This is a genomic window from Rathayibacter sp. AY1A4 (assembly GCF_002930955.1).
Lineage (GTDB): Bacteria > Actinomycetota > Actinomycetes > Actinomycetales > Microbacteriaceae > Rathayibacter.
Genome location: NZ_PSTN01000006.1, coordinates 98,755 through 111,934 on the forward strand (window position 1 = coordinate 98,755; position 13,180 = coordinate 111,934).

The window sequence follows — 13,180 nt, forward strand, 5'->3', positions numbered from 1 at the left end:
AACCGATTGCCAGAGGTGTCGCACCGGATGGCGCGCCGGGCGCGGACCGGGGTCAGGAGTCGCGGCGGGGCCCCGTCGAGGCGCGCGGGACGAACTCCGTCGGCAGGTCGTCGGCCCGCTCCGGAGGCTCCTCGTCGCCGAGCACCCGGCGGACCGCCCGCTCGCCCATCCGGCCCAGCGGTGCGCTGATGGTCGACAGCGGCGGCGAGGTGAAGTCGCTGCCGAAGATGTCGTCGAAGCCGATGATGCTGAGCTGCTCCGGGATCGCGACGCCCGACTCCTGAGCCGCGCGCATCAGTCCGATGGCGACCAGGTCGTTGTAGGCGATCACCGCGCCGACGCCGGAGGCGGTCACCCTCGCGAGCGCGCTCCTCCCGCCCTCGAGGGTCGAGACGCCCGGCCCGATCTCGACGACCGTCATGCCCCGCTGCGGAGCGCGGTCGAGGAGGAGCTCCCATCGCGCGGCGCTCATCCACGAGTCGGGCGGACCGGCGATGAAGGCGAGGGAGCGGTGGCCGAGGGCCGCGAGGTGGTCGAGCGCGGCGTCGATCCCGGGGGCGAGATCGGGCACGATCCCCGCGACGCCGGGGACCACGCGGTTGAGGACGACGACCGGGATGCGCCCGGCCAGCGCGATGATCTCCTCGTCGCTGAGGCGGGTGCTGACGAGGACGAGCCCGTCGGTGGAGGCGGCGATGCGGTCGGCCGCCTCGGCCTCGCGCTCCCCGGACTCCTGCGACTCGGCGAGGATCATCGTGAAGCCGCGGAGCGACGCCGCCCGCTCCGCTCCGCGCACGGCGGGGAAGAAGGCCGGGTTGGTGATGTCGGCCACCAGCAGCCCGAGGGTCGAGGTGCGGCCCGTCGGCAGCGCGCGCGCCATCGGATTGAGCCGGTAGCCCAGCTCCTTCGCGGCGGCGCGGATCCGCTGCTCGGTCGCGGCGTTCAGCCGTCCGGGCGTGCTCAGCCCGCGGGAGACGGTGGAGGGGGCGACGCCGGCGAGTCGGGCGACGTCGTAGATCGTCGTCGCGGAGCGGCCGCGGCGTCTCGCGGCGGAGGGGCCGGTGGGCGCGTCTTCGCTGGGCACGATCGCGGTCTTCTCTCGAGGGGCACGGCGGCGGACGGGGCGCCGTCCGCCGCCCATGCTGCCACAGGGCCGAGAAGCCCGCCCGGCCCGTCGCTCGCGTCCGGGTCGGGCCGGATCGGGGAGCCCGCGCTCCGGGAGGCCGCCGTCGCCGGTCGGCCGCCCACCGCTCCGGCCCCTCCAGCGCGGGTCCGCGCGGCTCCGCCCCGTCAGCTCCGCTCCGGGAACGCCCCCTCCTCGCGGATCCGCTCGTTGAGCGCCGCCAGGAACACGCCCTCGTCGAGGTCGAGCGGTACCTCGCGTCCCGTCCAGCTCGAGTAGTGGATGGCGTTGGCGAGCCGGACCCCGAGGATCCCCTCCGCCCCGGGTGCGAGCAGCGGCGTGCCGTGCAGGATGCTGTCCGCGAAGTCCTGCAGGACGGCCGTGTGCTGCTCGCCCCAGACCGACGCCGACTCGATCCGCTCCGTCGTGGAGAGGCCCGCGGTGTCGTAGCGACCGCTGAGCAGGAGGCCCACGTCCTCGGCGCTGAGGGCGGCGCTGACCTCGCGCTCGGGGGCGTTCAGCCGGGTGATCGTCGCGACCCGGGAGTCGTCGACGACGATCCGGCCGCGGTCGCCGACGATCTCGAGGCGGTCGGTGCCGATCGGGTCGTGCGTCGTGGTGACCAGCACGCCGGTCGTGCCCCCGCCGAAGTCGGCGAGCACCGTCACCTCGTCCTCCACCGCGATGTCGCGGCACCGCCCGTAGCCGGCCTTCGCGACCACCGACTCCGGCACTCCGCACAGCCACTGCCACAGGTCGAGCTGGTGGGGCGCCTGGTTGACCAGGACGCCTCCGCCCTCGCCTCCCCAGGTCGCGCGCCACGCGCTCTGGTCGAAGTAGGCCTGCGGCCGCCACCAGGTGGTGATGATCCAGTTCGAGCGCAGGATCCGGCCGATCCCGCCCTCGTCGACGACCTCCTTGAGCCGGCGGTAGAGCGGGTTAGCCCGCTGGTTGAACATGATCGCGAAGCGCTGCCCGGGACGGGCGGCGGCGGCCTCGTTCAGCTCCGCCACCTGCGCGGCGTAGACGCCCGCCGGCTTGTCGACCAGCACGTGCAGCCCGTGCTCGAGAGCGTCGATGCCGATCCCGGGGTGGAGGTAGTGCGGAGTGCAGACGACGACGGCGTCGACCTCCCCGCTCGCGAGGAGGGAGCGGTGGTCGGCGTGGAAGGACGCTCCGGGCGCGAGCGCGGCGGCCGCCGCCTCCCGGGCGGGGTCGACGTCGGCGACGGCGGTGACGACGAGGTCGCGCACCCTGCCGTCGGCGAGGAAGCGGGCGTAGGAGGAGCCCTGGGCGCCGAATCCGATGATGCCGAGGCGGACGGTGGTCATGGGAGGAGTCCTTCGTTCGGGGTGGAATGGGGGATCCGCGCGGGCGCGCTCGGGGCGTAGGCGGCCTGGACGATCGCGAGCGACCTCGCCGCCTCGCGGGGCGAGATCCAGAAGGGCTCGTCCTCGCCGAGGCGGGCGTAGAAGTCGTGCACGAGCAGCTCGTGCGAGGCGCCCCAGTACGAGCGCCCGCCGGATCGGCGCTCCGTGTCCGGGACGACCTCGACGGATCCGTCGTCGCGCCGCACGGTGAGGGCACCGCGCAGCGAGACGGTGGCGCGCTCGGTGCGCAGGCGGAGCTCGACCGGCTCGTCCCACGCGTTCGCCACGGTCGCGTAGAGGACGCTGCGCGCGCCGGAGGCGTGGGTGAGCACCAGGTCGGCGGTGTCCTCGACCTCGATCGGAAGCAGGCGCGTGGAGGCGGAGCCGCTCACCGCGACCACCTCGCCGAGGAGCCACTGCAGGAGGTCGATGGTGTGGATCGCCTGGTTCATCAGCATCCCGCCGCCGCCCTCGGCCCGCATCCCGCGCCAGGGGCGGTCGAGGTAGTAGCCGGGAGTGCGGTGCCAGAGCACGGTCGCGGCCGCACCCGTCACGGCGCCCAGGGAGCCGGACACCAGCAGCTCGCGGAGGCGCTGCACGGGCGGGTTGTAGCGGTTCTGGAAGCAGACGCCGATGCGCGCCCCGCCCCGCTCGGCCGCGGCGATCACCTGCTCGCCCTCGGCGACGGAGGAGGCGAGCGGCTTCTCGAGGAGCACCGCGACGCCGCGGTCCAGGGCCGCGACCGCCAGCGCGGCGTGCGTGCTGTGCGGAGTGCAGACGTGCACGACGTCGGGGCGGACGGAGTCGAGCATCCGGACCGCCTCGGGGAAGCCCGGCACCGCGTGCCTCTCGGCGGCCGCGGCGAGCCGGCCCGGGTCGGTGTCGCAGACCGCCACCAGCTCCGCGCCGGGTGCGGTGCCGATCGCCGCGAGGTGGACGGAGGAGATGTCGCCGCAGCCGATCACCGCCGCGCGGACGGTCATCGCAGGTCGATCCCGAGCGAGGAGGCGAGCCCCCGGAAGGCCCGAGCGGCCACCCCGAACGACTCGGGGCCGGAGAATCCGCCGAGGGCGTCCGTGATCGCGAGGTGCGGCTCCAGCGAGGCGACGCCCGTCCAGCCGTCGTCGCGCAGGGCGGTGAGCGTCTCGCGCAGCTGGCCGTCGCCCTCGCCGGCGGGCACCACGGTGCCGGTCGCGGCCACCGCGTCCTTCACCTGCAGGTAGTCGACGTAGGGCCGCAGCGCCGTCCAGCCGTCGTCGAAGGGCCGCACCCCGCACTGCACGAAGTTCGCGTTGTCCCAGGCGAGGCGCAGGGCGGGCGAGCCGACGGACTCGACCAGGTCGAGGATCCGCTCGGGGACGTCGCCGTAGATGTCCTTCTCGTTCTCGTGCAGCAGCACGACGCCCTCGCGCTCGGCGCGATCGGCGAGCCTGCGCATGCGCAGCAGGACGCCGTCGCGGATGCTCTCGACCGGCACTCCCTCGCCCCGGTAGAACGAGAAGACGCGGATGCTCGGTGTGCCGAGGGCGTGCGCGGCGCGGATGACGCGGTCGAGGCGCGCCACCTCGAGCTCGGGGTCGAGGGCGACGTCGACCTTGCCGATGGGCGAGGCGACGGCCGAGACGGACTGTCCGCCGCGCTCGAGCACGGCGGCCAGGCGGGCGAGGCGCTCGTCGTCGAGGTCGACGACGTTCCGGCCCCAGGCGCTGCGCACCTCGATGCTGTGTGCGCCGAGCGCTCGGAGGACGGCGACCTGGACGACCGGGTCGGGGTCGATCTCGTCGCCGAAGCCGGAGAGGGTCCAGGGTGCGGGGTTCTCGGGTGCGGTCGTCGCGGGTGCGGTGGTCACGGTGCGTGCCTCGTTCTCGTCGTCGGGAACCGGCGGGCAGGAGCGCCGCCGTGCCACGACCATACGGGTATTGGCAACCGATTGACAAGATCGGAGGCACGCCTCTACCGTCGGGGGCGTTCCGGGCCGCGGAGACGCCGGCCCCCACCGCGACCGGGAGGACTGCCGTGACCAGGATCGGCGTGCAGGCGATGATGCTGAAGGACGCGTTCGCCTCGGCGGGCGCCTTCGCGACGCTCCGGGAGGTCCGAGCGATCGGCTACCGGTCGGTGGAGATCTCGCAGATCCCGCTGACGGCGGCCACCGTGGCCGAGCTGCAGCGGGCGCGGGACGAGCTCGGCGTGGAGATCGCGGCGATCTCGGCGGGCCTGGCACCGGAAGACTCCCCGGGCGCCGCGCTCGAGGGCGGGCTCGCCGGGATCGTCGCCGACGCCCGTGCGCTCGGCACCCGCACGGTCCGGATCGGCATGCTGCCCGCCTCCGCGGCGGCCTCGCCGGCCGCCCTGCTCGACTTCGCCGACCGCTGCCAGGCCGCCGCGGCGAGGCTCCGCGACGACGGGCTGCGGCTGCTGCTCCACAACCACCACCACGAGTTCGCGCGGCACGACGACCGCCTCCTGCTCGACGTCGTCGCCGACCGGGCTCCGCTGCTGGGGCTCGAGCTCGACGTGCACTGGGTGCAGCGGGGCGGGCTCGATCCCGTGACGACGCTGCGCCGGTACGGGGAGCGCGTCGCCCTGGTGCACCTGAAGGACTACCGGGTCGGGCCGCCCGCCGATGTGTCCGGCGGGTGGTCCGTGCACGCCTTCACCTCGAACGTGCAGTTCGCCGAGGTGGGGGAGGGCAATCTCGACTTCCCGGGGATCATCGGGACGAGCCTCGCGCTCGGCGTCGACCACCTCCTCGTCGAGCAGGACGAGCGCTACGGGCGGAGCGCGCTCGACTGCCTGCGGACCTCGCACGCGAACCTCGTCGCGATGGGGTTCTCGGACCTGTTCTGAGGAGCGGCCGAGGCTCCTCCCCAGGGATCGGAGCGGCCCGTTCTCCACCGCTCAGGGGTCCGGGTCCCCGCCGCGTCGGGCGCGACGGCACGCTTGACCCGTCGACGGAGGAGGTGGTGGCGGTGGTCGTTCCGGACACTGTGCTCGGCGTGACGGCGCTCGTCGCGCTGGTGCTGTCCGGGGTGCTCCACGCCTCCGTGCGGGTCTGGGCGGCGGGGTCCCGCTGGACGACCGCACGGTCTCCGCGCGCCTGTTCAGGGCGGTCCTGGTGATCATCGCGCTCGACACGGCGTACCTCGTCGTGGCCGGCGAGGAGCTCTTCGCATCCGGGCGCAGCCCCGGAGAAGAAGCAGCCGGATCCGCCGGGGTCCGCCTCTGCTCCGCGGAGCGGAGGACAATGGAGGGACCCCCAGCGAAGGAGACCACCGTGGATCAGCCGCGCATGAACGTCGAGTCGTTCAACCTCGACCACCGCACCGTCGCCGCGCCGTACGTGCGCCTCGCCGACGCGAAGACGCTGCCCGGAGGCGACCACCTCGTCAAGTACGACGTGCGCTTCACCCAGCCCAACCGCGGGCACCTCGAGATGGCCACCGTGCACTCGCTCGAGCACCTGTTCGCCGAGAAGTCCCGCAACCACTCCGACCGCGTGATCGACTTCTCGCCGATGGGCTGCCAGACCGGCTTCTACCTGCTCCTCTCGGGCGAGCCCGAGCTCTCCGAGGTGCTCGGCCTGGTCGAGGCGACGCTCCAGGACATCACCGAGGCCGACGAGGTCCCGGCCGCCAACGAGACCCAGTGCGGCTGGGGCGCCAACCACTCCCTCGAGGGGGCGCAGGAGGCGGCGCGCACGTTCCTCGCGCACCGCTCGGAGTGGGAGACGGTCACCGCGTGAGCACGGCGATCGTCCTGGTCGCGATGGACGAGGAGGCCTCGCCGTTCCTCGCCGCCGCGTCCAGAGCCTCCGAGCCGCGCGCCGTCGGCAACGCCCTGCAGTGGGAGCTCGAGCTCGACTCCCGCGCGGTGCTGCTCGTCCGCACCGGCATCGGCCTCGTCAACGCGGCCGGCGGTCTCACCGCAGCGATCCTGCGGGAGGCCGGCGAGCGGCCGCTCGTGGTGAGCGCGGGGACCGCCGGCGGCCTGGGCGCCGACGTCCGCGTGGGCGAGGTCGTGATCGGCGCCGAGTACGTGCAGACCGACGCCGATGCGCGGGCGTTCGGCTACGCGCTCGGGCAGGTCCCGGGGATGCCCGCCCGCTACTCCGGGGACGACGCGGCGCTCGCCGCGGAGCTCGAGCTGCCCGAGGGGCCGCCGGTGCGCCGCGGCCTGATCGTCTCGAGCGACGTCTTCGTCTCCAGCGCCCACGTGGACCGCGTGCGGAGCGACTTCCCCGGCGCGCTCGCCACCGACATGGAGTCGGTCGCGCTCGCGCAGACGGCGCACGTGCACGGGCTGCCGTTCGTCTCGGTCCGCGGGATCTCGGACCTCTGCGCCCCCGGCGAGTTCGAGGCGCACGTCGACGACGCGGCCGATCGCTCCGTCGCCGTGGTGCGGGCGCTGCTCGTCGGGCTGGGCGACCGGGACTGACGGACGGGCGGCCCTCCGCGACAGCGCGGAAGGGCCGCCCCGGGGGTCAGTCGTTGCCGACGTGCTGGTCGCCGGCCTCCTGGGCCTTGTCGACCTGCCCGGCGAACTTCCCGCCGGTCGCGGAGTCGGCGGCGTCGCCCGCCTTGTCGAGTCCCTTGTCGGTCAGCTCCTCGCCCTTGTCGCTGCTCGCGGCGTTCTTCGCCTTGTCCGCGAGTCCTCCGAGATCCACCATGGGGTCGTTCCTTCCGTCGATGAGCGCCCGTCGAGCAACGGGCCGTCGCCAGTCTCCGCCGCTCGGCGAGGGTCTGCGCGGGGGTTGCGGCTCACGGCCGCGCCGAGGACGATGCGCCTCCGGATCCGCTGTTCCGCTCGTGCCCGCGACGCGCCAGAGTGAGCGGTGCGCCCCCGCGCACCGACCCCAGGGAGACCCGATGAAGTACATGCTGATCATGCGCGCGACCGATGCGGCGAAGGAGGCCTACGCCTCCATCCCGTTCGACGAGATCATCACCCGGATGGGGCAGTACAACGAGGCGATGATCGAGGCGGGCGTGCTGCTCTCGGGCGACGGCCTGGCCGACGACGTCGCCTCCTCCGGCTTCGTGGTCGACTTCTCCTCCGAGCCGCCGACCGTCGTCGACGGCGCCTACGGCCCGACCGAGTCGCTCTTCAACGGCTTCTGGATCATCGGGGTCGACTCCAAGGAGCAGGCCCGCGAGTGGGCGCTGCGCTGCCCGCTGGTGCCCGGCAACCGCCTCGAGGTGCGCCGGATCACCGACGAGAGCGACTTCGCGGAGTTCGCCGACAACGAGTACGTGCAGAAGGAGGCCGGCTGGCGCGAGGACGAGGCGGCCCGCGCCTCCGGGGACTGACGCGGCGGCGGGCGTCACGCCTCCGTGACGACGCCCGCCTCGACGTGCCAGTGCCGCGTCAGCTGCACCGTCTCGAGCATCCGCCGGTCGTGGGTGACCAGCAGCAGGGTGCCCTCGTACGCCTCGAGCGCCTCCTCCAGCTGCTCGATGGCGACGAGGTCGAGGTGGTTGGTCGGCTCGTCGAGCACCAGGAGGTTCGTGCCGCGGGCCTGGAGGAGCGCCAGGGCGGCCCGCGTCCGCTCGCCCGGCGAGAGCTCGCCGACGCGGCGGCCGACGTGGTCGGCCTTCAGCCCGAACTTCGCCAGCAGCGTGCGGACCTCGGCGGTCGGCCACTCGGGCACCAGCGCCTCGAACGCGTCCGCGAGCGGCACCTCGGCGGCGAGCATCCCGCGGGCCTGATCGATCTCGCCGATCGCCACGCTCGCTCCGAGAGAGGCGCCGCCCTCCTCCGGCTCGGCGCGGCCGAGGAGGAGCGACAGCAGCGTCGACTTGCCGGCGCCGTTGGGCCCGGTGATGCCGATCCGGTCGCCTGCGTCGACCTGGAGCGACACCGGCCCGAGCGTGAAGGCGCCGCGGCGGGCGACCGCGCCGTTCAGCGTCGAGACGACCGAGCTCGAGCGCGGGGCGCTGCCGATCGTGAAGGCGAGCTGCCACTCCTTGCGCGGCTCCTCGACCTCCTCGAGCCGCGCGATCCGGCTCTCCATCTGGCGCACCTTCTGCGCCTGCTTCTCGCTCGACTCCGCCGAGGCCTTGCGGCGGATCTTGTCGTTGTCGGGGGCCTTCTTCATCGCGTTGCGCACGCCCTGGCTCGACCACTCCCGCTGGGTGCGGGCGCGGGAGACCAGGTCGGCCTTCTGCTCGGCGAAGTCCTCGTACTTCTCGCGGCGCTGGCGGCGCGCGGTCTCGCGCTCCTCCAGGAACGCGTCGTAGCCGCCTCCGTAGACCCGGTTGGTGCCCTGCGCGAGATCGAGCTCGAGCACGCGGGTGACGCTGCGGGCGAGGAACTCGCGATCGTGGCTCACGAGGACCGCGCCGCCGCGGAGCCCGCGGACGAAGGCCTCCAGGCGCTCCAGGCCGTCGAGGTCGAGGTCGTTGGTCGGCTCGTCGAGCAGCACCACGTCGAAGCGCGAGAGCAGCAGTGCCGCGAGGCCCACCCGCGCCGCCTGCCCGCCGGAGAGGGAGGTCATCGTCGAGGAGGCGGCCGCGGCGCCGAGCGACAGGCCCAGGTCGGCCAGGACGACCGGGGTGCGCTCGTCGAGGTCGGCCGCGCCGCTCGCGAGCCAGCGGTCGAGCGCGAGGGCGTAGCGGTCGGCGATCGAGCCGTCGGGATCGGGGTCGGCCAGGGCGGAGGCGGCGGCGTCGAGCTCGGCGGAGGCCTCGGCGCAGCCGGTGCGGCGCGCGATGTAGCCGGCGACGGTCTCGCCCTCGCGGCGCTCGTGCTCCTGCGGCAGCCAGCCGACGAAGGCGTCGCCCGGCGAGAGCACGACGGAGCCCTCGAGCGGAGCCGTCTCGCCCGCGAGGATGCGCAGGAGCGTCGACTTGCCGGCTCCGTTCGCCCCCACGACGCCCACCACGTCCCCGGGGGCGACCGTCAGGTCGAGTCCGTCGAACAGGGTGCGGTGCGCATAGCCTCCGGAGAGGCCCTTGGCGACGAGGGTGGCGGTCACCGGTCCAGCGTAGGCGCGGGCGACTCGCTAGACGGCCTGGTGATCAGCCGGTCTAGGATGTGCGGATGAGCGACACGAGCCTGCGGAGCGGCGCCGGGTACTGGTACCCGGACGAGTCGTCCACCCGCCGTGCGGTCGAGGTGCTGAGCGCCATGCGCACGTACCGCGTCTCCGAGGTCTCGATGCGCCGCCGCACGCGCGAGCGGATGGCGATGGGCGAGACGGACCTGATCGCCATCCAGTACCTGCTCCGCCAGCAGCGCAAGGGCGAGCTGGTGACCGGCAAGGATCTGGCCTCGCACCTCTCCATCTCGTCCGCGTCGACCACGGTCCTCATCGACCGCCTGGTCCGCAGCGGCCACCTCGTGCGCAAGCCCAACCCGACCGACCGGCGCGGGATCGTCGTGGAGGCGACCGTCGACAGCGACGACGAGGTGCGCGCCACGCTCCAGGAGATGCACCGCCGGATGCTCGAGATCGCCGAGGACCTGGACGCCCCCGAGGCCGAGGTCGTCGTCAACTTCCTCCGCCGGATGAGCGCGGCCGTCGACGAGATCGACGCGGAGCACGGCGACGGGCACGATACGGACGAAGCCGACCCGGCGGAACCCTCCGCGGTGAAATAGCTAGACGGACTAGTAATAAGCCGAGGGGCCTATAGTCTGGCGGCATGGGTCAATTCCTCTACGGCACTCCTCCCGCCGTCATCGAGATCGAGGACCGGACCCTGGCCCACCTCCAGATCGTGATCTACGCTAAGTTCCGCCGCGACGAGCGCTTCAGCCTCACCCTCGACTCGATGCCCGAGGGCGCGCGCGGCCGCCACTCCTTCTGGATGAACCCGAACATCGCCCTGCAGTTCCACTTCGCGGGGAGCCGGCAGCCGACGATCAACCCGACCTGGGTCGAGCTCCTGATGGACGCGGCGAACAGCGGCGGCGGGCTGCGCCTGCTCCCCGAGCCCCCGTCCTGACCCGGTCCCGGTGAGGCCGACCCGGTCCGGACGACCGCGGAGCTCCCTGCACGAGGGTGGATCCGCAGCACCGCCCTCCTGCGACAGCGCACGTGCCCCCGGCAGCCCCGTCTCCTAGGGTGGAGCGGGCGCCGCGGGGCGTGCGGAGGGCGGGGGACATGCGCAGGACGGTCATCGGAGCGACGGCACTGGCCGGTGTGCTCGCGCTCGCGGGGTGCTCGGCGCCCGCTCCGGCTCCGACGGTCACGGTCACCGTGTTCGCCACGGCGACGCCGACCCCGGTGCCGGACCCGACCGTCACGGCGGCGCTCCCGCAAGCGACGGCCACGGTCTTCGCGCCGGTCCCCGAGGCGACGGTCACCTTCACGCCGAACGCGACGCCGGACATCCCCGAGACGGCCTTCGCCGTCGACAACGGCGCGGTTCCCGGGGCGAACGGCCAGCCGACCCGCGACGGCGCGGGCGACATCGTGAGCTACACCGTGGTGCAGGGTGACACGTTCTTCGACATCGCGCAGCGCTTCGGGATCCCGGTGCAGCAGCTGCTCCGGATGAACCCGACGATCGCCGGAGCCGGCGAGGCGGTCTACATCAATGCAGTCGTCAACCTCGACGCGAGCACGCTGGGCTGAGCGGAGCGGCGAGCCGCGGAGGCGGCCGCCCGGAGCGACCCGGCTACTGCGACTTCGGCAGGACGTGGAACGCGACGGCGAGCGATCCCGAGATCATCAGGATGCCGCCGACGAAGAGGAATCCGGCGATGTCGGGCAGCAGGAACGAGTTGCCGAGAACGAGGATCCCGCCGAGGAACAGCACGAACGAGAGGACGACGCCCAGACCAGTCATGCCCTCATCGTACGCAGGTCACGGGAGCAGGAGGTCCGCGAGCTCCTCGGCGCCGGACACCAGCGCGATCGTCCCGACCGCCTCGAGCGGCGATCCGTAGCCCCACTCGACCATGATCGTCGGCACGCCGTGGGCGGCGGCGCCCTGCACGTCGTGCTCGCGGTCGCCCACCATCACCGGCGCCGAGAGGTCGACGCCGAGCTCGCGGAGCCGGCGCAGCGCCTCCTCCACGACGTCGGCCTTGGCGCTGCGGACCTCGTCCTCGGAGGCGCCGCAGATCACCGTGAAGTACTGCGCCAGTCCGTAGTGCTCGAGGATGCGCGTGGCCGCCGACTCCGGCTTGGAGGTCGCGAGCGAGAGCGGCACGCCGGCCTCGGCGATGCGCGCGAGCACCTCGGGCAGCCCCGGGTAGACCGAGGAGTCGAACAGTCCGCCCGCGTTGTAGCGGCGGCGGTAGACCACGAGCGCGGCCTGTGCCTCCTCGACGGTCATCCCGCCGAGCTCGCGGAACGCCTCGAGCAGCGGAGGGCCGACGTAGGCCAGCAGCTCGGCCGGAGCGGGCACGGGGCGGCCCAGCTCGACGAAGGTCTCGACGAGGGTGCCGGTGATGCCGGGGGCGGAGTCGGTGATCGTGCCGTCGAGGTCGAACAGGATGCAGGACCAGGTGCCGGCGCGCGCGTCGAGGCCGGTGGCGGCGAGGGTCGTGTCGGACATGGCGGGCTCCTGACCTCGGAGAACGGGGTGACGCCGGCGCTGCCCCGCCGGGGGCCACACTCTACGGCCGTTCGGCGTCCAGAGCCCGTTCGACGAACGAACGGGTGACGACCTGGGCGATCGAGCCGGGGTCGAGCTGCACGGCGACGAAGTCGGCGGTGCGGATCAGCGCGAAGGCCTCGCGTCCGGGGAGGACCAGCATCTGCACCCGCGGATGCTGCTGCCGGGGGACCGCGGTGCGCACCTCGTCCGTGGAGGTGAACAGCGGCAGGACCTGCTCCCCGGTGGTCGTCGCGACGGTGCGGACGTGCGGCACGCCTCCGGGCTGGGAGCCCGTGACGTCGACCACGAGGGAGCCGTCGAGGCAGGCCTCGAGCAGCCGGTCGACGGCCTCGGCGGTGGGAGCGGCGACGAGCGCCTCCAGTGCTTCCCGAGCCTCCGCATTGCGGTACGGACCGGGTCGCGCCGGGCGTGCAGGGGGTCCGCCTCGTCGTGCCATGGCTCCACGCTAACGAAGACCGCGGCGTGATCGGAATCGCCGGGACCGGTTCCCGGGAATGCGCGCGATCGGTGTCCGGAATCGTTACGGCCGTCTGCGGACACCGTGTCCTCTATTCGACGGCTGGTGGCGAACAGCTCGATTCCGCCGTGATTGCCTCCGCTTATCCTGAACATTCCCCTCGACATGGCGCGAGAAAGGGACGAATGGCGCCATTCATGGCGCACTCGATTGTGAAAGGGGGTAATGTCTCTTCCGGTCCGGGTCGAGACAGTCCGGTCCCGCGAACTCCAGGAGGAAAAGTGGCCCAGAAGATCACGCTTGTCGACGATATCGACGGAACCCTTATCGATTCCGGTGACGGCGGTACCGTCCGCTTCAGCATCGAGGGCGCCAACTACGAGATCGATCTCGGCCCCGACAACATCGCCGAGCTCCACTCGGCGCTCGAGAAGTTCGTCTCGAGCGCCCGCCGCGTCGGCTCGCGGCCCGCGGCCGCCACGAGCGTCGCGACCGCCTCCAAGAGCGACCCCAAGCAGCTCAAGGCCATCCGCGAGTGGGCGAACGCCAACGGCCACCCGGTCTCCGACCGCGGACGCATCCCCTCCGAGGTCCAGGCCGCCTACCAGGCCGCCCACAAGTAGCGGCCGCCGGGCTCTCGGCCCGGTGAGACGCCGCA

The 13,180-nt window shown here is 73.1% G+C and carries 17 protein-coding genes; 8 read left to right on the forward strand and 9 right to left on the reverse strand.

Features of this window, described 5'->3' with window-relative positions; all coding sequences use genetic code 11:
- Window positions 1-52 precede the first annotated feature (52 nt).
- The 4 genes from C5B92_RS05620 to C5B92_RS05635 all read right to left on the reverse strand — a co-directional run bounded on the left by C5B92_RS05620 (window position 53) and on the right by C5B92_RS05635 (window position 4,342).
- A complete protein-coding gene (locus C5B92_RS05620; RefSeq protein WP_159940282.1) occupies window positions 53-1,084 on the reverse strand; it encodes a LacI family DNA-binding transcriptional regulator in 1,032 nt (343 codons plus the stop codon).
- A 206-nt stretch (window positions 1,085-1,290) separates the two neighbouring features.
- Window positions 1,291-2,454 carry a Gfo/Idh/MocA family protein gene (locus C5B92_RS05625; RefSeq protein ID WP_104225764.1) on the reverse strand — a complete coding sequence of 388 codons (1,164 nt, stop codon included), beginning with the start codon at window positions 2,452-2,454 and terminating at the stop codon, window positions 1,291-1,293.
- The gene (locus C5B92_RS05630; RefSeq protein ID WP_104350134.1) at window positions 2,451-3,476 is read right to left on the reverse strand and encodes a Gfo/Idh/MocA family protein; all 1,026 of its coding nucleotides are present in this window, start codon (window positions 3,474-3,476) and stop codon (window positions 2,451-2,453) included. The genes C5B92_RS05625 and C5B92_RS05630 overlap by 4 nt, the downstream gene beginning before the upstream one ends.
- Window positions 3,473-4,342: a sugar phosphate isomerase/epimerase gene (locus tag C5B92_RS05635; protein ID WP_258061267.1), complete on the reverse strand. Its 870-nt coding sequence runs from the start codon at window positions 4,340-4,342 to the stop codon at window positions 3,473-3,475. The genes C5B92_RS05630 and C5B92_RS05635 overlap by 4 nt, the downstream gene beginning before the upstream one ends.
- A 167-nt stretch (window positions 4,343-4,509) precedes the next feature.
- Between C5B92_RS05635 and C5B92_RS05640 the strand changes: the two genes are divergently transcribed.
- From C5B92_RS05640 to mtnN, 3 genes are all read left to right on the forward strand, one after another.
- A complete protein-coding gene (locus tag C5B92_RS05640) occupies window positions 4,510-5,343 on the forward strand; it encodes a sugar phosphate isomerase/epimerase (protein ID WP_258061268.1) in 834 nt (277 codons plus the stop codon).
- 397 nt (window positions 5,344-5,740) lie between these two features.
- Window positions 5,741-6,238, forward strand: a complete 498-nt coding sequence (locus C5B92_RS05645; RefSeq protein ID WP_308471279.1) for an S-ribosylhomocysteine lyase — start codon at window positions 5,741-5,743, stop codon at window positions 6,236-6,238.
- Window positions 6,235-6,930, forward strand: coding sequence for a 5'-methylthioadenosine/S-adenosylhomocysteine nucleosidase (gene mtnN, locus C5B92_RS05650; protein WP_258061269.1), 696 nt, complete (start codon window positions 6,235-6,237; stop codon window positions 6,928-6,930). The genes C5B92_RS05645 and mtnN overlap by 4 nt, the downstream gene beginning before the upstream one ends.
- Window positions 6,931-6,976: 46 nt before the next feature.
- Here the strand turns inward: mtnN and C5B92_RS05655 are convergent, their stop codons facing one another.
- Entirely contained in the window at window positions 6,977-7,162 is a 186-nt protein-coding gene (locus C5B92_RS05655; protein WP_104282784.1) for an antitoxin, read from the reverse strand.
- 199 nt (window positions 7,163-7,361) lie between these two features.
- Between C5B92_RS05655 and C5B92_RS05660 the strand changes: the two genes are divergently transcribed.
- On the forward strand, window positions 7,362-7,802 hold the full coding sequence (locus C5B92_RS05660) for a YciI family protein (RefSeq protein WP_104222630.1): 441 nt from the start codon (window positions 7,362-7,364) through the stop codon (window positions 7,800-7,802).
- A 14-nt stretch (window positions 7,803-7,816) separates the two neighbouring features.
- Here the strand turns inward: C5B92_RS05660 and C5B92_RS05665 are convergent, their stop codons facing one another.
- On the reverse strand, window positions 7,817-9,469 hold the full coding sequence (locus tag C5B92_RS05665; protein WP_104222629.1) for an ABC-F family ATP-binding cassette domain-containing protein: 1,653 nt from the start codon (window positions 9,467-9,469) through the stop codon (window positions 7,817-7,819).
- 65 nt (window positions 9,470-9,534) lie between these two features.
- Here C5B92_RS05665 and C5B92_RS05670 point away from each other — a divergent pair, with 65 nt between their 5' ends.
- The 3 genes from C5B92_RS05670 (at window position 9,535) to C5B92_RS05680 (ending at window position 11,074) form a co-directional block, all read left to right on the forward strand.
- Entirely contained in the window at window positions 9,535-10,095 is a 561-nt protein-coding gene (locus C5B92_RS05670) for a MarR family winged helix-turn-helix transcriptional regulator (protein ID WP_104350137.1), read from the forward strand.
- 44 nt (window positions 10,096-10,139) lie between these two features.
- Window positions 10,140-10,442 carry an ATP-dependent DNA ligase gene (locus C5B92_RS05675; protein ID WP_104225758.1) on the forward strand — a complete coding sequence of 101 codons (303 nt, stop codon included), beginning with the start codon at window positions 10,140-10,142 and terminating at the stop codon, window positions 10,440-10,442.
- Between the two features lie 158 nt (window positions 10,443-10,600).
- Window positions 10,601-11,074, forward strand: a complete 474-nt coding sequence (locus C5B92_RS05680) for a LysM domain-containing protein (protein ID WP_104350138.1) — start codon at window positions 10,601-10,603, stop codon at window positions 11,072-11,074.
- Window positions 11,075-11,117: 43 nt separating this feature from the next.
- Here the strand turns inward: C5B92_RS05680 and C5B92_RS17220 are convergent, their stop codons facing one another.
- The 3 genes from C5B92_RS17220 to C5B92_RS05690 all read right to left on the reverse strand — a co-directional run bounded on the left by C5B92_RS17220 (window position 11,118) and on the right by C5B92_RS05690 (window position 12,501).
- Window positions 11,118-11,288, reverse strand: a complete 171-nt coding sequence (locus C5B92_RS17220; protein ID WP_159911733.1) for a hypothetical protein — start codon at window positions 11,286-11,288, stop codon at window positions 11,118-11,120.
- Between the two features lie 18 nt (window positions 11,289-11,306).
- The gene (locus C5B92_RS05685; protein WP_104222626.1) at window positions 11,307-12,002 is read right to left on the reverse strand and encodes an HAD hydrolase-like protein; all 696 of its coding nucleotides are present in this window, start codon (window positions 12,000-12,002) and stop codon (window positions 11,307-11,309) included.
- 61 nt (window positions 12,003-12,063) lie between these two features.
- The gene (locus C5B92_RS05690; protein WP_104222625.1) at window positions 12,064-12,501 is read right to left on the reverse strand and encodes an SseB family protein; all 438 of its coding nucleotides are present in this window, start codon (window positions 12,499-12,501) and stop codon (window positions 12,064-12,066) included.
- A gap of 302 nt (window positions 12,502-12,803) precedes the next feature.
- Between C5B92_RS05690 and C5B92_RS05695 the strand changes: the two genes are divergently transcribed.
- A complete protein-coding gene (locus C5B92_RS05695) occupies window positions 12,804-13,145 on the forward strand; it encodes an Lsr2 family protein (RefSeq protein WP_104222624.1) in 342 nt (113 codons plus the stop codon).
- Window positions 13,146-13,180: the final 35 nt, after the last annotated feature.

What these genes read in the sequence shown, in the direction of transcription:
- C5B92_RS05660 (WP_104222630.1), top strand. Translation starts at nt 7,362, where the DNA reads ATGAAGTACATGCTGATCATGCGCGCGACCGATGCGGCGAAGGAGGCC.
- C5B92_RS05625 (WP_104225764.1), bottom strand. Translation starts at nt 2,454, where the DNA reads ATGACCACCGTCCGCCTCGGCATCATCGGATTCGGCGCCCAGGGCTCC.
- C5B92_RS05645 (WP_308471279.1), top strand. Translation starts at nt 5,741, where the DNA reads ATGGAGGGACCCCCAGCGAAGGAGACCACCGTGGATCAGCCGCGCATG.
- C5B92_RS05680 (WP_104350138.1), top strand. Translation starts at nt 10,601, where the DNA reads ATGCGCAGGACGGTCATCGGAGCGACGGCACTGGCCGGTGTGCTCGCG.
- C5B92_RS05630 (WP_104350134.1), bottom strand. Translation starts at nt 3,476, where the DNA reads ATGACCGTCCGCGCGGCGGTGATCGGCTGCGGCGACATCTCCTCCGTC.
- C5B92_RS17220 (WP_159911733.1), bottom strand. Translation starts at nt 11,288, where the DNA reads ATGACTGGTCTGGGCGTCGTCCTCTCGTTCGTGCTGTTCCTCGGCGGG.
- C5B92_RS05675 (WP_104225758.1), top strand. Translation starts at nt 10,140, where the DNA reads ATGGGTCAATTCCTCTACGGCACTCCTCCCGCCGTCATCGAGATCGAG.
- C5B92_RS05685 (WP_104222626.1), bottom strand. Translation starts at nt 12,002, where the DNA reads ATGTCCGACACGACCCTCGCCGCCACCGGCCTCGACGCGCGCGCCGGC.
- C5B92_RS05690 (WP_104222625.1), bottom strand. Translation starts at nt 12,501, where the DNA reads ATGGCACGACGAGGCGGACCCCCTGCACGCCCGGCGCGACCCGGTCCG.
- C5B92_RS05655 (WP_104282784.1), bottom strand. Translation starts at nt 7,162, where the DNA reads ATGGTGGATCTCGGAGGACTCGCGGACAAGGCGAAGAACGCCGCGAGC.
- C5B92_RS05670 (WP_104350137.1), top strand. Translation starts at nt 9,535, where the DNA reads ATGAGCGACACGAGCCTGCGGAGCGGCGCCGGGTACTGGTACCCGGAC.